Consider the following 18,607-nt stretch of genomic DNA (forward strand, 5'->3'; position numbering starts at 1 on the left):
GCGTATGAAGATCGGCGTGCTGATGCTGGTCGTGCTGCTCGGCGGCTGCGCGCAGCAGCCAGCCAAGGACGACCGCCTCTATCGCGCATTGGGAGAGGAGGCGGGAATTACCCGCATCGTTGAAGGCATGTTGCTGAGCATCGCTGCCGACCCGCGCATCGTCCGTCACTTCGAGGACATCGACATCGTGCGGCTGCGTGACAAGCTGGTCGAACAGATCTGCGCCGAAGCGGGCGGCCCCTGCGTCTACACCGGCGACAGCATGGAGGAAAGCCACAAGGGCCAGAACCTGACCCCTAGCGACTTCAACGCGTTGGTGGAAAACCTGCAGGCGGCGATGACCGCCGAAGGCGTGCCGATCACCGCGCAGAACCGCCTGCTCGCGCGCCTGGCACCGATGCGCGAGCAGATCATCGACCGTTGAGTGAGCCCTGTGCCCGCTCAACCGGATACAGCCGATGCGGCCTGTTTTACAGAATGGCGGGATAGCCTGGTGCGCCTGCGTCAGCGCAAGGTGTCGGCGATGGCGTGGATGTCGGCGCGGTGGTGGACCACCAGGCTGAGCTCGCCGGTTTCGTCGATCAGGTCCTGCGGTGGCAGCAGCTTCTGGTACGCGGCCAGTTCGCGCAATGGTGGCAGGGTCGCGCTTGGGGTGCGCATCCGGGTGGCGTGATAGAGCGCCAGGTTGACCATGTCGAGCAGGTCCAGGTGCCAGCCGAGGCTGCGCTGCCAGTTGCCGGCATCACGGGTGACCTCGATGTATTCGCTGTTCACCGCCCACTTCTTCAGCACGATGACGCCCAGCGGCGCGCTGTATTCGCGGCACAGCTTGTTGTACAGCTCGAGGGAGGGCATCGCCGCGGCGTCCTTGAACGCCGATAGCACCGCGAGGGTGCCGACTTCGCTGAGCAGGCTGGCCAGCAGCGCGTGCTCCGCAGCCACATGGCCGAGCAGGCGCGCGAGCAGGGCGCAGGTGCTGGCCTTGAGAATCAGCCGTTCCCAGGTCTCGATGAACAGGCGCTTGTGCGCCGCGCTGTGCAGAATGAACAGGCTCTTGACGCTGTGCACCATGGTGATGCGGTCGACCTCGGCCAGGCCGAGCAGGGTGATCACCTCGGGCAGGGTTTTCGGCGTCATGCTGTGGCGATACAGCGCGCAGGAGGCGTGCTTCATCAGCAGTGCGCTGAGCGCCGGGTCGCGGCTGATCAGCCGCACCAGGCCGTTCAGCGAGACGTTCGGATCGCCCAGGGCGCGGCGGATATCCAGGGTCAATGCGGGCAGGCTAGGCAACTGTTCTTCGCCGTGCATCAGCTGCGACACCACGCGGCGGTAAATCGAGTAATCCGATGTTTCGGTGACCACCATGGGTGCTCCTGCGAGGTTCCTCCGAGTGTAGATGCGCCGCCTGAAATGTCGCGGGCGGCGCGCATCGATTACGTAAATTTTCCGCTGCCTGGCTGGCCGCGCCTAATGACGCCTGGCCTTGCGGATGCGTAGCGCGATCGCGCCGATCAGCAACAGCGCCAACGGCCCCAGCACTGCGGCGGCCAGCTGGGCGGAAAAGCCGATGCCCAGGCTGTGCAAACCCTCAACGCCGAGTTTGAACAGGCTCAGCAGGTAATAGCTGATGGCGATGATCGACAGGCCTTCGACCGCCTTCTGAATCTTGATCTGGGTGCTGGCGCGGCTGTTGAGGCTGCGCAGGATCTCCGAGTTCTGTTCCTCGACCTCCACCTGCACCCGGGTTTGCAGCAGCTCGCCCAGGTTGGCCACGCTCTGGCCGAGCCGCAGCAGCCGCTGCTCGGTCACGGCGCAGTAGCGCACGCTGGGTTTGAAGCGCCGCTCGATAAAGACGCCCAGGCGCTGGCAGTCGCCGACATGGCGTTCACGCAGCTCGCTGATGCGCTCGAACACCAGCTGCGCATAGGCCTCGGCCGCGCTGAAACGCTGGCGGTGGATGGCGGTGCTGCGCACCAGGCTGGCGGACAGTGCGGCAATGTCGTTGAGCAGCGCCTTGGCGTTGCCGGTGGCCGGGTCGCTGTTGCGGTCCGACAGGCTGGCCAGCTGCTGCTCGTAGCGCTTGAGTTGCTGGTCGACCTGCTGGGCCACTGGCAGGGTCAGCGACGCCATCATGCGGTAGGTCTCGATTTCCAGCAGGCGGCGGATCATTCGCCCCAGGCGGTAGGCGTTGAGTTCGCGGTTGACCAGCAGCAGACGGTTGCGGCCGTCGTCGGTCAAGCGAAAGTCGCTCCACACGGTGGCATCGCCGCCACCAATGAGCGAGCCGGCCGGGTCCTTGAAGCCGTAGTGTTCGCGCTGGAACTCTCCGTCTGCCTCGGATTCCACCAGGATCTGCACGGCGTTGATGACCAACGCCTGATGCGGCGCGATCAGCTCAGCCAGTGCGTCTGGCAGGTCCGGCCACAGCGCGCTGTCCGCCTGCTTCGGCAGCACCAGAGTTAGGGTGAAGAATTCGGCGTGGCGCTCCCACTTCAGCGTATGGCCGTCCAGCTGCACCAGGCCCTGGGCCGCGCGGGGAGGTGACAGGGGCTCATCGGCCAGCGCGCCGATAACGGCATCGCTGACCGCGCCCTGATCCAGCAGGGCGATATGGAAGACATGGGCGGGCGCCTGAAAGTACAGCGAAGGGCGCGCGTGAAGTTCGTTGTGCAGCAGGCTGCGTTGCGGGTGCATGGCGAGGCTCGCGAGGCGAAGGTGCAGCAGTGACGCGAGCCACTGATGCGGTGTCACCGCTGCGGGCGCATTTACCAGCTATTCAAACAAACGTTCGCGATTAGTTCCGCGGCGCGGAGGTTTTTATAAAAACTCCAGAGCTTTCAGCAAGAAGCGGTCATCACTCTGCAACTAAATTCAATCATCCACTCGCACAGTGCGCAGCTTTTGGCCCATTTGTTCCGGGGCAACCCCTGCACATGGGCTAGACCTATATCAAACAGTCTCCAAAAGAGGATGGGCGTGATGTTTAAAGCCAGTCACGTCTTGCAGGACGAGTTCCTAAACCGGATCTCTGCCGCCAAGGCCGCCGATTTTTTCCCTGTCATCAGCGCCAACTACAGCGTTGACGAGGCAGCCTATCTGACTGAGCTCCTTGAGCTCGCCGACCCCGGTGAAACCGGCATCGAGGCTATCCGCCGCGGTGCCCGCACGTTGATCGAAGACGTGCGCAGCCGGGACAATGCCGTCGATACCCTCGACGCACTGCTTCGTCAGTACAGCCTCGATACCCAGGAAGGGCTGATGCTCATGTGCCTGGCCGAGGCTTTGCTGCGCGTGCCGGACGCTGCCACGGCCGACGCGCTGATTCGCGACAAGCTGAACGCCGCCGAGTGGGAACGCCACCTCGGCAAGAGCGACAGCGTGCTGGTCAATTTCGCCGCCTGGGGCCTGGTGATGACCGGCAAGGTGGTCGACCCGGAAACCGCCGACGGTCGACCGAAGAACGTGCTGGGACGGCTGATCCAGCGTTCCGGCGAGCCGGTGATTCGCGCGGCGATGAACCAGGCCATGAAGCTGATGGGCAAGCAGTTCGTGCTCGGCCGCAACATCGGCGAAGCACTGAAGAACGGTCGCCCTGAGCGCGAAAAGGGCTACACCTATTCCTTCGACATGCTCGGCGAGGCGGCACTGACCGCAGAAGACGCCGAGAAGTACATGGCCGACTACCGCAAGGCCATCGACACCGTCGGTGCCGAACCCCAGGTCGGCCCAGGGCCGAAGCCGTCGATCTCGATCAAGCTGTCGGCGCTGCACCCGCGTTATGAAGTGGCCCAGCGCGAGCGCGTGCTCACCGAGCTGTTCGCCAACGTGCTGGAACTGGCCGTGCGGGCACGCAACCTGAACGTCGGCATCTCGGTGGACGCCGAAGAAGCCGACCGCCTGGAACTGTCGCTGGAACTGTACGAAAAACTGATGCGCGATCCCGCGCTGAAAGGCTGGGGCGAGTTCGGTCTGGTCGTGCAGGCGTATTCCAAGCGCTGTCTGCCGGTGCTGGTGTGGCTGACGCTGCTGGGCAAGGAACTCGGCGAGAAGATGCCGCTGCGCCTGGTCAAGGGCGCCTACTGGGATACCGAAATCAAGCAGTGCCAGGTCCAGGGCCTGGACGGCTACCCGGTGTTTACCCGCAAGGAAGGTACCGACACCTCTTACCTGGCCTGCGCGCGCTACCTGCTGTCCGAGTTCACCCGCGGGGTGATCTACCCGCAGTTCGCCAGCCACAACGCCCACACCGTCAGCTGCATCCTGGCGATTGCCGCCGAGCAGAAGCAGCCGCGCGACTTCGAATTCCAGCGCCTGCACGGCATGGGCGATGCGCTGTACGACACGGTGCTGGAGAAACATGGCAAGAACGTGCGCATCTACGCCCCGGTCGGCGCTCACAAGGATCTGCTGCCTTACCTGGTGCGTCGTCTGCTGGAAAACGGCGCGAATTCCTCGTTCGTCCACCAGTTGGTCGACCCGAGCACGCCGGTCGAGTCCCTTCTCGATCATCCGGTGACGCAACTGCGCAAGTTCAAAAGCCTCGCCAATGACAAAATCCCCCTCCCGCCTGCGCTGTTCGGCAGTGCGCGGAAAAATTCCCAAGGCCTCAACATGAATATCCAGAATTCCTGGGCCGAGCTCGAACTCGCCTACCAGCCGTTCCTCTCCCGTCAATGGCACGCCGCACCGGTTATCAACGGCCAGCGTCAGACCGGCACCGCGCAGAACGTGCATTGCCCGTACGCGCTGGGCCAGGTGGTCGGCGCCGTGCAATTCGCCAGCGCTGCCCACGCGGCCGAGGCACTGGACGGCCTGCACGCGGCATGGCCGCGCTGGAATGCCACGCCGGTCGAGGCCCGCGCGGCGATTCTCGAACGCATCGCCGACCTGCTGGAACAACACCGTGCCGAGCTGATGGCGCTGTGCACCCTGGAAGCCGGAAAATCGATGCAGGACGGCATCGACGAAGTGCGCGAGGCGGTGGACTTCTGCCGTTACTACGCCCAGCAGGCGCGCCTGCGCCTTGGCCGTGAAGAGCTGCAGGGCCCGACTGGCGAGCGCAACGAGTTGTTCCATGAAGGCCGCGGCATCTTCGCCTGCGTCAGCCCGTGGAACTTCCCGCTGGCCATCTACCTGGGCCAGATCGCCGCCGCGCTGGTTGCTGGCAACTGCGTGCTGGCCAAGCCGGCCGAGCAGACCAGCCTGATCGCCGCGCGCACCCTGGAACTGATGTTCGAGGCCGGTTTGCCGACCGACGTGATCGCCTTCCTGCCAGGCGACGGCGCCACCTTGGGCGGCGTGTTCTGCCGTGACGCCCGCGTTGCCGGCGTGTGCTTCACCGGCTCCACCGACACTGCGCGGATCATCAACCGCCAGCTGGCCGAGAAAGACGGCCCGATTGCTGCGCTGATCGCCGAAACCGGCGGGCAGAACGCGATGATCGTCGACTCCACCGCGCTGCCCGAGCAAGTGGTCAAGGACGCCGTACAGTCGGCCTTCACCAGCGCCGGCCAGCGTTGCTCGGCATTGCGCGTGCTCTACGTACAAGCCGATATCGCCGAGCGCGTGCTCGACCTGCTCAAGGGCGCGATGGCCGAATTGAAAGTCGGCCCGACTCACCTGCGCGAAAGCGACGTGGGCCCGGTGATCGACGCCGAAGCCAAGGCCGGCCTCGAGGCGCATATCGCCAAGCTCAAAGGCGAGGGCAAGCTGATTGCCGAAGCCGTGTTGCCGGCGGGCCTGGATGGCCACTTCGTCGCCCCGGTGGCGTTCGAGATCGGTGGCATCAGTGAACTCAAGAAGGAAAACTTCGGGCCGATCCTGCACATCGTGCGCTTCCAGGCCAGCGAGCTGGAAAACGTGGTGGCCGCGATCAATGCCACCGGCTATGGCCTGACGCTCGGCGTGCACAGCCGCAACGAGGAAACCGCACGGCACATCGAAGAGCTGGCGCGGGTCGGCAATCTTTACGTCAACCGCAACCAGATCGGCGCGGTGGTCGGCGTGCAACCGTTCGGCGGCTGCGGCCTGTCCGGCACCGGGCCGAAAGCCGGTGGGCCGAGCTACCTGCTGCGCTTCGCCAACGAGCGCACCACCTCGGTGAACACCACGGCGGTGGGCGGCAACGCGTCGCTGCTGTCGCTGGGCGACGACTAAACGGGTTACAGGCGGGCAGCGGTCATCATGGCCACTGCCCGTTGTTGTATGGGGTGCTGGATGCCCCGAATGGGTAAAGCGGTTTTTCCGGGCGAGCGTTGGGCGGGGTCTCGCAACGCACGGTTTTTCCCGGACCACCGCAGTACCGAGCTGCAGCGTTCGCCAGGCGGACGTGCTTTGCCAACCGAGGTTGCGGGTGAATGCCCGTAGCCTGAATAACAACAAACGAGAGGGGCACTCCCCAATGAATGCTAGTACTCCAATGCTGGTCACCTTCGTGGTGTACATCGCGGCGATGGTGCTGATAGGCCTGTTCGCCTACATGCGTACCAAAAACCTTTCCGATTACATCCTCGGCGGCCGTAGCCTCGGCAGTTTTGTTACCGCGCTGTCCGCTGGCGCCTCCGACATGAGCGGCTGGCTGCTGATGGGCTTGCCCGGCGCCGTGTACATGTCCGGCCTGTCGGAAGGCTGGATCGCCATCGGCCTGATCGTCGGTGCCTACCTGAACTGGCTGTTCGTCGCTGGCCGTCTGCGCGTGCAGACCGAGCACAACGGCAACGCCCTGACCCTGCCTGACTACTTCACCCACCGCTTCGAGGACAGCAGCCGCGTGCTGCGCATCTTCTCCGCGCTGGTGATTCTGGTGTTCTTCACCATCTACTGCGCCTCGGGCGTAGTGGCCGGTGCGCGTCTGTTCGAAAGCACCTTCGGCATGTCCTACGAGACCGCGCTGTGGGCCGGTGCTGCGGCAACCATCGCTTACACCTTTATCGGCGGTTTCCTCGCGGTGAGCTGGACTGACACCGTGCAGGCCACGCTGATGATCTTCGCCCTGATCCTCACCCCGATCGTGGTGCTGATCGCCACCGGCGGTGCCGACGCGACTTTCGCCGCGATCGAACTGAACGACGCCACCAACTTCGACATGCTCAAGGGTGCGACCTTTGTCGGCGTGATCTCGCTGATGGCCTGGGGCCTGGGCTACTTCGGCCAGCCGCACATCCTCGCGCGCTTCATGGCGGCTGACTCGGTGAAGTCGATTCCGGCAGCCCGTCGCATCTCCATGACCTGGATGATCCTGACCCTGGCCGGTGCCGTGGCTGTAGGCTTCTTCGGTATCGCGTACTTCTCCGCCAACCCGGACCTCGCCGGCCCGGTGACCGAAAACCCGGAGCGGGTGTTCATCGAACTGGCCAAGCTGCTGTTCAACCCATGGATCGCCGGCATCCTGCTGTCCGCCATTCTCGCCGCGGTGATGAGCACCCTGAGCTGCCAGCTGCTGGTGTGCTCCAGCGCCCTGACCGAGGACTTCTACAAGGCCTTCCTGCGTAAGGATGCCTCGCAGAACGAACTGGTCTGGGTCGGTCGTGGCATGGTGCTGCTGATCGCTGTCGTCGCCATCCTGCTGGCGTCCAACCCGGAAAACCGCGTGCTGGGCCTGGTGTCCTACGCTTGGGCCGGCTTCGGTGCTGCCTTTGGTCCGGTGGTGATCCTGTCGCTGGTGTGGAAGGGCATGACCCGCAACGGCGCGTTGGCCGGCATGCTGATCGGCGCGTTCACCGTGATCCTGTGGAAGAACTTCTTCGGCTGGACCGGTCTGTACGAAATCATCCCGGGCTTCATCCTCGCCACCCTCGGCATCCTGATCTTCAGCCGCATCGGCAATGCGCCGAGTGCCTCGATGATCAAGCGCTTCGAAGCGGCCGAGAAGGAATACCAGGCGGTCTGATCGCCTGCCATGAACAGCGGCAACGGGCGTGGTCGGCCGGTTGCCGCGCAGGCTCGACCTGCAAGGTTGCATGACCGATAGGTGCTTCGCCGGCTCCACCCCCAGGGTGTGAGCCGGTTTTTTTTGTATCCATATTTTTACGCCGTTTGATCGCGCGCTATCGCCCATGCCAGAGGCGCCGGTGGCCAAGTCGCCCGGCTCGTCAGGCCGCTCAGGTCTTGCTGGACCAGGTGCTGGCGGTCACTTCGGTTGAACTCTGCCGGCCTATCGACTTCGGACTGTTTACGAAGGCGAAGAAGGTCATGGCTCGTTATAGACGCATTCAGGTTGGCCCCGCTTGGTCTTCGAATCGTGGCAGCGGTGTTATCACGCTGCCGAATCAGCTCGATGCAGGAGGACACAGCATGAACACTTTCAAGAAAAATCTGCTGGCACTTAGTCTGGGTTCGCTGGTTGCGACCAGTGCACTGGCGCAAGATCAACAGGCGGTGCAGAAGCCTTACGAGAAGGCCAATAACAGCTGGATTAGCATCAGCGGCAAGGTCACCTCGGCGGCTGCCGACACCTTCGTGCTGGACTACGGCAACGGCGTGATCACCGTGGAAATGGATGACTGGGATTGGTACCGCGAAGGCTACAAGATGCTCAGCGGCGACGATGTGGTGGTCTATGGGCGGATCGACGACGACATCTTCGAAGTCGCCAAGATCGAAGCCCAGAGCGTCTATGTGAAAGGCCTCAACAGTTATTTCCGGGCCAACGACGCCGACGAGGAAGACCTGGTGTTCAGCGTCAATCCGGTTGCGGCCACCACCGTGGTGCAGGGCACCGTGGTCTCCATCGACGGACGTGATATCAACGTCTCCGCGGGCGGCAGCACGCTGAGCGTCGACACCGCGACCATGCCGTACAACCCGCTGGATAAACAGGGGTATCAGCAGATCGAGGTGGGCGACCGGATCAGTGCGGTGGGGGTCATGGAGCCGAGCTTCTTTGCTGACCGCGAACTGAAGGCGGATGCGGTCACCACGCTTTCCGGCGATAAGGGTACGAGCAACAAGACCTCTGACAGCAAGGACCTCAGCAAGGCTGGTGACCAGGATGAAGCGTCTACCTGAGCCAGTGTTGTCTGCTTTAGCAATGGCTAGCTAGCTCGAAGTCGGCGGCGTCAGTGGCGCCGCCGACTGTTGTTCTTCACTCACACATACGGCTATTTAATGGCCAGGCAGCACCGAGGCGACATCGATGCGCCGCCAGCGCGCTTCGGCCAGGCTGTAGATCGCAAAACCCAGCAGACCCAAACCGATTGCCATCAGCAGCCACGTGCCCGATGGCATACCTTGCAGCGCCTTGAGTGCATCCTGCAGACCCGGCGGGTTAGTTGGGCTGTAGTGGCGGCCGCCGGTAAACAGCAGCGCGGCGATGATCAGGAAGGCGCAACCACGGGCCAGCAGGCCAATTCGCGAAATCGGCCGAACCCAGCGCATGACCTGCTCATCCGCCTGGAAGTAGCGTTCGAAATTCGCCGTCCAGGCCTTGATTAGGTGAGCAATGCCGACGCCCAGCGGTGTCAGCGCCACGGCGTAGATCAGCAGGTTTGCATGGTCCCAGGCGAGTAGGCGTTGTAGCAGATCCTTGCCGCCTGAGCCCGATCCGCCTGAGCTGCTGCCAATCAGCAAGCCTAGGGTAAACAGCGCCAGCAGAACGTGGGCGAGGGCGCTGCCGAGCAGGCCGGCGCGCACCAGCAGGCCTTTGCCATCGGTGCCGTGGCAGTCGGTATCGCCGATTGCCTGAGTCAGGCGCCAGGCGCTGAACGAGAACAGGCCGATCAGGACGATCCACAGCAGCAGTGTGCCGAAACTCTCGTCGAGGATTGCCCGCAGTGCGCCCTCGGTACCGACCGCCTCGCCCGAACCAGTCGCCGCGGTTATCGCCAGGAAGCCAACGATCAGGTAGACCGCGCCACGCGCGGCGTAGCCGCTACGGGCCAGCCAGGTAACACCGGTATTCACCCTCATTGCAGATGCCTCTTTTATGATTTTTTGGGTACAGGGATTTGCTGTTAGGTAGAGGGGCCACCCACCAGGCGAGTTCAGCTTTTCGCCCTCAGGGAGGAGTTGCTCGATCGCTACACGGGGTAGAGTCGACGGCGCAGTTACCAATGAACTGCCGTCAATCAACAGAAAAGGTGAGTGGTATGAGTGGCAATCCAGGTCCGGTTCAGGTGCCATTGCTGTTAGGCATGATGCGTTTGCAGGATTACCCCGAACTGGCCGAGCCGCAGGCGCTGCTCGGGTTTATCGAGCGCTGTGTGGAGCAGGGCCTGCACGCCTTCGATCACGCCGACATCTACGGCCTGGGCCAATGCGAAACGCGCTTTGGCGAAGCCTTGCGCCTGCGTCCGCAACTGCGGCACGCTCTGCAGTTGATCAGCAAGGCCGATATCGTATTGACGCCACAGGACCGCTCACGCTGGCAGGTCAAGCATTACAACAGCGGTGCCGGCTACCTGCGCGCGTCGCTCGACGCCTCGTTGCAGCGCATGGGCGTTGAACGTCTGGACGGCTTTCTGCTGCATCGCCCCGATCCGCTGATGCACGCCGACGAGGTGATTCGCGCGTTAGAGGACATGCTTGCCAGCGGCAAGGTTGGCTGGCTCGGCGTGTCCAATTTCTTGCCGTTGCACTGGCAGAGCCTGGCCCGCGAACTGCCGCTGCGCTGTAACCAGATCGAGTTGTCGTTGCAGGCCCAAGGCGCCGCCTGGGATGGCCAGCTGCACGCCATGCAGACCGCAGACCTGCAACCACTGGCCTGGTCACCGCTGGCTGGTGGAGCGTTTTCACTGGCCTTGCAGCAGGCGCTCGGCGAAGTGGCCGCCAGCCTGGACGCCACGCCCAGTCAGGTCGCCCTGGCCTGGCTGCGGCGCTTGCCCGGTACGCCGGTGCCTATTCTGGGCAGCCTGCGCTGGTCGCGTATCGAAGAAGCCCTGGCCGGGGCACATCTGCAACTGGATGCGCCGACCTGGTTCTACCTGGCCCAGGCCGCCCGCGGTCACGAGGCGCCATAGCGAAGCAGGGCTCAGTGCGTAGCGCTGATGCGCGCTGTGCTATGCCGCGCATAAGCCACGCCCACGCCGATCAGCACGGCTGCCGCGACCCCAGCAGCGACCAGCGCTCCCGCGCGTTGTGGCTTGCGCCAGCCACCATCGATTCGCCTTTCGCCAGAGGCGGGCGCGAACAGGTTGCCGGAGGAGCTTGCGCTGGGATCGGCGCGACGTAGGGCTGCGCTGGTCAACTTGCCAGACAACCAATCGAAACGTGGTAGCAAGAAATGCGAAACCCGCATCACGGATGCGCTGGCACCCACCGTAGTGGTCGGCTTCGGCTGTAGTGCCAGGCGCACCATGGCATCGGCGACCTTGCGTGGGTCATACAACGGCGGCGGTGGCGTCAGCGCGCGACCGGTGTAATTGCCGCCATCGCGAAAGCCTGGGGTATCGATGACGGCCGGGTAGACATCGCACACGTGGATATTCGGCCATTCGGTCAGCTCGCCGCGCAGCGTCTCGGTAAAGCCGCGCAGCCCGTATTTGGCGGCGGAGTAGGCACTGGCGAAGGGCTGCGCTACCCAGCTGCCGACGGACAGCGTATTGATCAATACGCCGCAGCCCTGGGCCTTGAAGTACGGCAGCACCCCATGGGCGCCGCGGATATAGCCGAGCAGGTCAGTCTGGATGACCTGCTCGTGAGCCGATAATGGCGTCTTGTCGAAGGCGCCCACCGCACCGACGCCGGCATTATTGATCCAGACAGCGATATGGCCGTCGCCGAACTCGGCGGCGGCGTCGAGCAAACGGCCGACGGCCTGGTTGTCGGTCATGTCCGTGGGTACGGCCAGAGCGCTGGCGCCGTGTTGCTGGCATTCGCCCACCACCGCCTCAAGTGCCTGAGCGTCGCGCGCTGCCAATACCAGTTTCACGCCATGCCTTGCATAGGCATGGGCGGTCGCCCGGCCAATCCCGCTGGATGCGCCGGTGATGACCACCAGCGCGCCGTGCAGCGATTGCATCGTCATGTGCAGTTCTCCTCGTTCGTTGAATAACGGTTCTTTAGGGCTGACCTGCGCGCTGCCGGATTTATTCCATCATTCTGCCGAATGACCGCGTTGCCGCTTCAAGGTACGGGCGAAAGCGGGTAATGACGGCGGCGGGTGGCCTGCATCTGCGCCTGCTTGCTCAGGCGCGCGGTGATCTCCTGCAGCGTCGCCTCAAGTGGTCGCTCGCCGTGCAGCATCGGCCCCAGGCGGCTCTGGAACAGCGCCCAGAAGCGTTTCATTTCCGGCACATCGGGCATGATTTCGCCGCTGGCGGCGGAGGCGTAGGTGTGGGCGATCAGCGGGTCGTCGCCCAGGCTCGCCAGCAGCTCCAGGTTGGCCACCGCGCCCAGCGGCTTGTCTGCGTCGATGCTGCGCAGGCCCTCGGCAGTGGTCAGATAGTCCTCAAGAAAACGCTGCGCTTCGGCCTTGTTGGGGCTGTGGGCGTTTATCGCCGCGGCGACGATGCCGACGAAGGGCTTGCCGGGCCGCTCGGCCTCGATGCCGGGCACATAACCGACGCCGAAGCGGATGCCGGCGGCGCGCAGCTCGTTCCACACCCAGGGGCCGTTGATGATCATGGCCACCTCGCCCGCCTTGAAGCCGTTCATCATGCTGTCGTAGCTGGCTGCGGCCGGCAGTACGCCGGCGCTGAGCAGCGTTTTGATCTGCTGAAAGCCCGCCGTCGCGCCGGGGTTGGCGATGCCGGTATCGTTGAGGTCGTACAGGCCATCGCGTTTGTGCAGGCTGTAACCGCCATTGCCAGCGATCACCGGCCAGGAAAAGTACAGATTTTGGTAGTCCCATTCGATGGCGCGTTTGCCGCGGCTGCGCAGTTCGCGGTCCAGCTCGACCACCTCGGCCCAGGTGCGCGGCGGGCTGGGCAGCAGCGCCTTGTTGTAGATCAGGCTGACCACCTCGGTCGACAGCGGATAGCCGTAAGTGCGCTTGGCTACGCTGACCGCTTCCCAGGCAAACGCCGGCGCGCGTTGCAGCGCGGTTTGGCTGGGCGTCAGGCTGGCGAGCAGGCCAGCGTCGATCCAGGAGCCGAAGCGGTCATGGGCGAATATCACGATATCCGGCCCCTTGGCCGTAGCGGCCTGACGGTCGTAGCGCGCGGCCAGGTCTTCCGGGGTATCGACTTTCACCTCGATGCCGGTGTCGGCGTGGAAGCGGCGGCCGACATCGGCGACGCCGTTGAAGCCTTTGTCCTGGCTGACCCAGACCAGCAGCGTATTACGTTCGAATGCCAGGGCGGAGCCGGTCACGCAGAGCAAAAGCGCCAGGGCGCCTGCCTTCAGCGAAGCGTTCATGTGAGTTCTCGCAAGGGTATGACGGAGCACGCCCGCGGGCGACGAGTCGGCAGCGGGCGTGAAGAGGTGCAGGGCTGAGCGAGGCGCGGCGATAGCGCCGCGCGCTGGGTCATTTGATCTGCACGCGTTCCAGCAGGTAGGCCTTGGCGCTGGCGTCACCGACCCGCTCGGCTTCGTCGGCCAGGCGCAGGGCGCGTTGCAGGTCCTTGCTCGCCAATGCGGCGTCGATGCCCTGGCGGTAGTAGGCCTGGGTTTCCGGCAACACCGCCGGTGCCGGCACCGAGGGCACGTTGTTGCCCATCGGCTGACCGATGCTGTAGGGCGGCACATAGGTGTTGGCCGTCTGCCCGGCGACCTTGTCTTCGATCAGAACCATTTTGATCACGCCCACCGGCGCATGCTTGGCCACCAGATCAGGAATGTTCGGCGGCTGGTTGCCCAGCGCCCTGGCGTAGGCCTTGGCCGGGTGCTCGATAACGGTCTGGCCGCTCATCTGCTCGGCGGAGCTGTACAGCACCAGGTAATGCTCGTTGCCGGGGTTGTCCGGGTACAGGCGGTCGACGCGCAGGCGGGCATCGAGGCTGTCGCTTTTCATCCCGGCGGCTGCGCCGTAGACGAAATCGTCCGGGCCGAGCAGGCGGGTCACGCGGAACTGGCTGTCGAGCAGCATGGCGTTGGGCGCCAGCACCGTGTCGCCGGCCTGGCTGTACAGGCGAATCTCGAACGATTTGCTGTCGGCCGGCAACTGGAAGGCGCGCAGGAAACTCTTGCCACTGTCGAACGCAAACACCGGTGCGCTCTGGTCGATCAATACGTCGCCGCTGAAGTTGGCCGGGATGCGCGTGTACGGCAGCTCGCGCAGGCTGGCGCAGCACGGCTGGGCCGCATCGAGAAAGCGTCTGGCGTCCGCTTCTGAGGTTTTCAGGGGCGCGGGGCTGGGATGCAGAACATCGACCCGGCGCAGGGATTCGTTGGCACAACCGGCCAGCAACAGGCCGAGCATGCACAGGGTGAATTTGAGTGGCTTCATGGAGGCCTCGTTAGGCGCGCTGGTAAAAAAGGCCCCGGCCGGAGCGGACCGGGGTAAGACCACTGGAGCAGCGTGGATATAGCGTTACTGCCTGCCGGCGCGCGCTGGGGCGCGCCGTAACTCGGTTACCACCAGGCTTCAGCCTGCACGCCGAAGGTCAGGCCGTCGTCGTCGCCGACCTCGATGGACTCGCTGGCAGCCTGGTAGCGGCCGCCGTCCCACATGGCGTAGGTGGCGAACACGCGGATCTGCGGACGAGCCCAGAAGCTGCGGCCGGCCGACCATTGCTGGGCGAGGGTGACCTTGGTCAGGTCGCGCGACTCTTCGCCGTCGGCCTGAGGCTTGATACGGTCGTAGCCGACCTCGAGGGCGGTGCTCATCACGTCGTTCCACTTGTAGATCGGCCGCACGCCGAACGAGGCCCAGGTCTGCCCGGTTTCGTTGTCCAGGTCGCGGTCTTCGTAGATCTGCACGTACATCATCTCGATGTCGTCGGTCATGCTGATCACGCCGTGGTTGACCAGGCGCAGCATGCTGCCGTCGCTGTTGCCGGTGCTGTTGCGCCCGCTGCTGCCGATGATGCCGTCGGTGCCGTATTGCACGGCCAGCCGGTTGTAACCGCCGAACCAGTTGCCCTGGGTGTGTTCGAGGGTGACCAGGTGACCTTTCTGGTCGGTGTAGCCCGGGTCGCTTTCCTGCTCGTCGGTGAGGTTGGCCTTGCCGTAGTCGTAGCCGACGATCAGCTTGCCGTCGGTGTTGGTGTCGATGTCGGTGAGGCGGAAGTCGAGCGTGTCGTTGGCCACGTTGGTGCCGGTACCGGTGCCTTCGTACACGTAATCGCCATCGTTGTTACGCATCCAGGCCACGTGGGCCTTGGCGAAGCCCAGGTCGATGTCCTCGATGCCGGCGCCGGGGCCGGACACGTCCCAGTAGTAGTAATCGTTGATGTGCACGTCATGGCGCTTGTAGTAGCGCTTGCCGGCCCAGATGGTCGAGCCCGGCAGGCTTTCCAGCAGGTTCTTGCCCAGCACGTGGAACTGGCGGATCGAGCTGACGCCGTTGTTGAAGGCGCTGCCGCCGTCGCTGTCTGTGGCTTCCCAGTCGTTCGCCTGGTCGGACTTGTAGGCGATCATGCTGTCGACGTAGAAGCTCTGCTCGCCTTCCTTCCACACTTCGGCGCCCAGGCCGACTTCGGCGTAGGTTTCGCATTCGTTGCCGAGGCGGTATTTGGCCGGCGCGCCAGCCGCCTGGAAGCAGGCCTGGTCGCCGCCGCCCGCGGTGGCGCCGATACCCGAACGCAGGTAGCCATGGAAATCCACCGCCAGGGCGGGCGCTGTGGCAAGCATGGCGGCGACCAGCAAGGTGGGTTGCAGAAAGCGAGCAGTTGTTTGCGTATTCATCTCAGGGTCCTTTTTCTTGTTGTTAGTAAGGCGTGTTAGTCAGGCTCTTAGGCAGCGTTGCCTGCTGACCGCCGCAGCGCGCGGTGGTGACCGATCCCGGCTTAGGCGGTGCGGGAAGAGTGGAGATCGGCGAATTTCGCGACATCCTCCTTGCAAAGTTTTTTGCAGGCGGAGCGCTGGGGCGTAGCTGGGGGCGGGGAAGGCGTGGCATTTGCCGGGGAATTACGCCTGGCTACTACGCCATAAAAAAAACCGTTGGGGAGGTAGTGCGGCAGCCGTGCCTGGGGGCAGCCTGCAAGGGTGGCGCTATGCGCCGCAGTGGCGTCATCGTCCGGGGATAGGTGGTGGAACGCGGCAACGGTAGTTTTCGACGACCTGACGAACCCGCAGTCGGATGCTCAATAACAACTACAAGAGTGGAGCTACACATGAACCATTGCCTGTCTCCCGCCCGCTTGGCGCTGGCGGTTTCATCCCTGCTGTTGACCCTCGGCGCCGCCCAGGCGGCCGACCTTGCTGGCAAGACGCCGGCTGGCGTGCGTTATCACGGGGGTGACGAAATCATCCTGCAAGGCTTTCACTGGAACGTCGTCCGTGAATCGCCGAACAACTGGTACAACGTGCTGCGCGACATGGCCCCGACCATCGCTGCCGATGGTTTCAGCGCTATCTGGATGCCGGTGCCCTGGCGCGATTTCTCCAGTTGGAGCGACGGCGCCACCTCCGGCGGTGGCGAAGGCTACTTCTGGCACGACTTCAACAAGAACGGCCGCTACGGCAGCGATGCCCAGCTCAAGCAAGCCGCCAGCGCGCTGAACAACGCCCAGGTCAAGGTGCTGTACGACGCCGTGCCCAACCACATGAACCGCGGCTATCCGAACAAGGAAATCAACCTGCCGGCCGGTCAGGGCCTGTGGCGCAACGACTGCGCCGACCCCGGCAACTACGCCAATGACTGCGACGATGGCGACCGCTTCATCGGTGGCGACGCCGACCTCAATACCGGCGCGCCGCAGGTGTACGGCATGTTCCGTGACGAATTCGCCAACCTGCGCAACAACTACGGTGCCGGCGGCTTCCGCTTCGACTTCGTGCGCGGCTACGCCGGCGAGCGGGTCGATAGCTGGATGGGCGCGGCCCACGACAACGCCTTCTGCGTCGGCGAGTTGTGGAAGTCGCCAAGCGAGTACCCGACCTGGGATTGGCGCCACAGTGCAAGCTGGCAGCAGATCCTCAAGGACTGGTCGGACCGGGCGAAGTGCCCGATCTTCGACTTCGCCCTCAAGGAGCGCATGCAGAACGGCGCCATCGCCGACTGGAAGAACGGCCTCAACGGCAACCCCAATGCGCGCTGGCGCGAAGTGGCGGTGACCTTCGTCGACAACCACGACACCGGCTATTCGCCGGGGCAGAACGGCGGCCAGCACCATTGGGCGCTGCGCGATGACCTGGTCAGGCAGGCCTATGCCTACATCCTCTCCAGCCCCGGTACGCCGGTGGTGTACTGGTCGCACATGTACGACTGGGGGCAGGGCCCGTTGATCCGCCAGCTGATCCAGATCCGTCGCGCCGCTGGGGTGCGCGCCGACTCGGCGATCCAGTTCCACAACGGCTATTCCGGCCTGGTGGCAACCGTGACCGGCACCGCGCAAACCCTGGTTATCGCCCTGGATTCCAATCTGGGCAATCCAGGCCAAGTTGCCAGCGGCAGTTTCAATGCGGCACTGAATCAGGATGGCGGCAAGCTGCGCATCTGGACCACGGGCTCCGACCAGGGCGGCGATCTGGTCAGCGTCAACTTCCGCTGTAATAACGGCGTGACCCAGCCGGGCGACAGCGTGTATGCGGTCGGCAACTTGGCCCAGCTGGGTAACTGGAGCGCGGCCAGTGCGGTGCGCCTCACCGACGTCAGCGCCTACCCGACCTGGAAGGGCAGCATCAGCCTGCCGGCCCAGCAGAGCGTGCAGTGGAAGTGCATCGTGCGCAGCGAAAGCAACCCGAACCAGGTGAAAACCTGGCAGCCGGGCGGCAACAACCAGGTCGTCAGCGCCGCCGGAGCGAGCACCACCGGCAGCTTCTGACAGTAGGGTGCGCCGCGCGCACCGTCGCGCGGTTCACTGGCTGATGGCTTTGGTGCGCATGGCGCACCCTACGGGTTGGCGGTGGATATTGGCCCTGTAGGGTGCGCCGCGCGCACCATCGCGCGGTTTATCGATTTTGCCATTGGTGCGCACGGCGCACCCTACGGGATGGCGGTGGACTCTGTAGGGTGCGCCATGCGCACCAGGGTCTACCCTAAGCAAAGGATTCGCGTCAGGAGACAAGGAATGTCCAACTACCGCCGTGCCCGGGATGCCGGTGCCTGTTATTTCTTCACCGTGGTGACCCATTGCCGCCAGCCTGTGCTCACCCAGCCCAGGTTGCGTGAAGCCCTGCGTCTGGCCATTGAGCAGGTGCGCCAGAACCATCCCTTCAGCATTCATGGTTGGGTGCTGCTGCCCGACCATCTGCACTGTCTCTGGCAACTGCCCGAAGGTGACGCCGATTTTGCCCAGCGCTGGTCGATGATCAAGCGCCTGACCAGCCAGGCAATGCCCCAGGTATCCGGCAGCATCAGCTTGAGCCGCAGGCTACGCCGCGAGTCCGGCCTGTGGCAGCGACGCTTCTGGGAGCATCGCATCCGCGACGAGCAGGACTATCGCCAGCACCTGGATTACCTGCATTGGAATCCGGTGCGGCATGCCCTGGTCGATCGGGTTGCCGACTGGCCCTGGTCCAGCTATCACCGCCTGGTGCGCGAGGGCGTGTATCCGGCGGATTGGGGAGGAAGCGGTGATACGCAAGGGGCGTTTGGCGAGTGATCGATGGTGCGCGCGGCGCAGCA

The 18,607-nt window shown here is 64.2% G+C and carries 14 protein-coding genes; 7 read left to right on the forward strand and 7 right to left on the reverse strand.

Annotated elements, in window-relative coordinates; genetic code table 11:
• The first annotated feature begins 4 nt into the window (after positions 1–4).
• On the forward strand, positions 5–424 hold the full coding sequence (locus ACX0MV_RS06345) for a group I truncated hemoglobin (RefSeq protein WP_458981779.1): 420 nt from the start codon (positions 5–7) through the stop codon (positions 422–424).
• Between the two features lie 80 nt (positions 425–504).
• Here the strand turns inward: ACX0MV_RS06345 and ACX0MV_RS06350 are convergent, their stop codons facing one another.
• Positions 505–1,365, reverse strand: coding sequence for an HDOD domain-containing protein (locus ACX0MV_RS06350; protein ID WP_458981618.1), 861 nt, complete (start codon positions 1,363–1,365; stop codon positions 505–507).
• A 102-nt stretch (positions 1,366–1,467) separates the two neighbouring features.
• Positions 1,468–2,694: a DUF3422 domain-containing protein gene (locus ACX0MV_RS06355; protein WP_458981619.1), complete on the reverse strand. Its 1,227-nt coding sequence runs from the start codon at positions 2,692–2,694 to the stop codon at positions 1,468–1,470.
• A 285-nt stretch (positions 2,695–2,979) separates the two neighbouring features.
• Between ACX0MV_RS06355 and putA the strand changes: the two genes are divergently transcribed.
• The 3 genes from putA to ACX0MV_RS06370 all read left to right on the forward strand — a co-directional run bounded on the left by putA (position 2,980) and on the right by ACX0MV_RS06370 (position 9,006).
• On the forward strand, positions 2,980–6,156 hold the full coding sequence (gene putA, locus ACX0MV_RS06360) for a bifunctional proline dehydrogenase/L-glutamate gamma-semialdehyde dehydrogenase PutA (protein ID WP_458981620.1): 3,177 nt from the start codon (positions 2,980–2,982) through the stop codon (positions 6,154–6,156).
• 244 nt (positions 6,157–6,400) lie between these two features.
• A complete protein-coding gene (gene putP, locus ACX0MV_RS06365; protein WP_458981621.1) occupies positions 6,401–7,888 on the forward strand; it encodes a sodium/proline symporter PutP in 1,488 nt (495 codons plus the stop codon).
• Between the two features lie 404 nt (positions 7,889–8,292).
• Complete coding sequence (locus ACX0MV_RS06370) at positions 8,293–9,006, forward strand: hypothetical protein (protein WP_458981622.1); 714 nt, start codon at positions 8,293–8,295, stop codon at positions 9,004–9,006.
• Positions 9,007–9,102: 96 nt separating this feature from the next.
• Here ACX0MV_RS06370 and ACX0MV_RS06375 read toward each other — a convergent pair whose 3' ends face one another.
• Positions 9,103–9,906: a DUF1206 domain-containing protein gene (locus ACX0MV_RS06375; RefSeq protein ID WP_458981623.1), complete on the reverse strand. Its 804-nt coding sequence runs from the start codon at positions 9,904–9,906 to the stop codon at positions 9,103–9,105.
• A 179-nt stretch (positions 9,907–10,085) separates the two neighbouring features.
• Between ACX0MV_RS06375 and ACX0MV_RS06380 the strand changes: the two genes are divergently transcribed.
• The gene (locus ACX0MV_RS06380) at positions 10,086–10,955 is read left to right on the forward strand and encodes an aldo/keto reductase (protein WP_458981624.1); all 870 of its coding nucleotides are present in this window, start codon (positions 10,086–10,088) and stop codon (positions 10,953–10,955) included.
• 11 nt (positions 10,956–10,966) lie between these two features.
• Here the strand turns inward: ACX0MV_RS06380 and ACX0MV_RS06385 are convergent, their stop codons facing one another.
• The 4 genes from ACX0MV_RS06385 to ACX0MV_RS06400 form a co-directional block, all read right to left on the reverse strand.
• Positions 10,967–11,962 (reverse strand): SDR family oxidoreductase, encoded by a 996-nt coding sequence (locus tag ACX0MV_RS06385; RefSeq protein ID WP_458981625.1) that lies wholly within the window; start codon positions 11,960–11,962, stop codon positions 10,967–10,969.
• Positions 11,963–12,060: 98 nt separating this feature from the next.
• Positions 12,061–13,293, reverse strand: a complete 1,233-nt coding sequence (malE, locus tag ACX0MV_RS06390; RefSeq protein WP_458981626.1) for a maltose/maltodextrin ABC transporter substrate-binding protein MalE — start codon at positions 13,291–13,293, stop codon at positions 12,061–12,063.
• A gap of 109 nt (positions 13,294–13,402) precedes the next feature.
• On the reverse strand, positions 13,403–14,323 hold the full coding sequence (locus tag ACX0MV_RS06395) for a MalM family protein (protein ID WP_458981627.1): 921 nt from the start codon (positions 14,321–14,323) through the stop codon (positions 13,403–13,405).
• 125 nt (positions 14,324–14,448) lie between these two features.
• Positions 14,449–15,723, reverse strand: coding sequence for a maltoporin (locus tag ACX0MV_RS06400; protein ID WP_458981628.1), 1,275 nt, complete (start codon positions 15,721–15,723; stop codon positions 14,449–14,451).
• A gap of 428 nt (positions 15,724–16,151) precedes the next feature.
• Here ACX0MV_RS06400 and ACX0MV_RS06405 point away from each other — a divergent pair, with 428 nt between their 5' ends.
• Together ACX0MV_RS06405 and ACX0MV_RS06410 are read left to right on the forward strand one after the other, a co-directional pair.
• Positions 16,152–17,804 carry a glucan 1,4-alpha-maltotetraohydrolase domain-containing protein gene (locus ACX0MV_RS06405; RefSeq protein WP_458981629.1) on the forward strand — a complete coding sequence of 551 codons (1,653 nt, stop codon included), beginning with the start codon at positions 16,152–16,154 and terminating at the stop codon, positions 17,802–17,804.
• 246 nt (positions 17,805–18,050) lie between these two features.
• The gene (locus ACX0MV_RS06410) at positions 18,051–18,584 is read left to right on the forward strand and encodes an REP-associated tyrosine transposase (RefSeq protein WP_458981630.1); all 534 of its coding nucleotides are present in this window, start codon (positions 18,051–18,053) and stop codon (positions 18,582–18,584) included.
• Positions 18,585–18,607: the final 23 nt, after the last annotated feature.

Source organism: Pseudomonas cistanchae (assembly GCF_054483635.1).

Bases quoted from the DNA above. Each gene is read 5' to 3' on its own strand.
- ACX0MV_RS06400 (WP_458981628.1), bottom strand. From the start codon at position 15,723: ATGAATACGCAAACAACTGCTCGCTTTCTGCAACCCACCTTGCTGGTC.
- ACX0MV_RS06350 (WP_458981618.1), bottom strand. From the start codon at position 1,365: ATGGTGGTCACCGAAACATCGGATTACTCGATTTACCGCCGCGTGGTG.
- ACX0MV_RS06345 (WP_458981779.1), top strand. From the start codon at position 5: ATGAAGATCGGCGTGCTGATGCTGGTCGTGCTGCTCGGCGGCTGCGCG.
- ACX0MV_RS06355 (WP_458981619.1), bottom strand. From the start codon at position 2,694: ATGCACCCGCAACGCAGCCTGCTGCACAACGAACTTCACGCGCGCCCT.
- malE (WP_458981626.1), bottom strand. From the start codon at position 13,293: ATGAACGCTTCGCTGAAGGCAGGCGCCCTGGCGCTTTTGCTCTGCGTG.
- putA (WP_458981620.1), top strand. From the start codon at position 2,980: ATGTTTAAAGCCAGTCACGTCTTGCAGGACGAGTTCCTAAACCGGATC.
- ACX0MV_RS06385 (WP_458981625.1), bottom strand. From the start codon at position 11,962: ATGACGATGCAATCGCTGCACGGCGCGCTGGTGGTCATCACCGGCGCA.
- ACX0MV_RS06370 (WP_458981622.1), top strand. From the start codon at position 8,293: ATGAACACTTTCAAGAAAAATCTGCTGGCACTTAGTCTGGGTTCGCTG.
- ACX0MV_RS06405 (WP_458981629.1), top strand. From the start codon at position 16,152: ATGAACCATTGCCTGTCTCCCGCCCGCTTGGCGCTGGCGGTTTCATCC.
- ACX0MV_RS06375 (WP_458981623.1), bottom strand. From the start codon at position 9,906: ATGAGGGTGAATACCGGTGTTACCTGGCTGGCCCGTAGCGGCTACGCC.
- putP (WP_458981621.1), top strand. From the start codon at position 6,401: ATGAATGCTAGTACTCCAATGCTGGTCACCTTCGTGGTGTACATCGCG.
- ACX0MV_RS06410 (WP_458981630.1), top strand. From the start codon at position 18,051: ATGTCCAACTACCGCCGTGCCCGGGATGCCGGTGCCTGTTATTTCTTC.
- ACX0MV_RS06380 (WP_458981624.1), top strand. From the start codon at position 10,086: ATGAGTGGCAATCCAGGTCCGGTTCAGGTGCCATTGCTGTTAGGCATG.
- ACX0MV_RS06395 (WP_458981627.1), bottom strand. From the start codon at position 14,323: ATGAAGCCACTCAAATTCACCCTGTGCATGCTCGGCCTGTTGCTGGCC.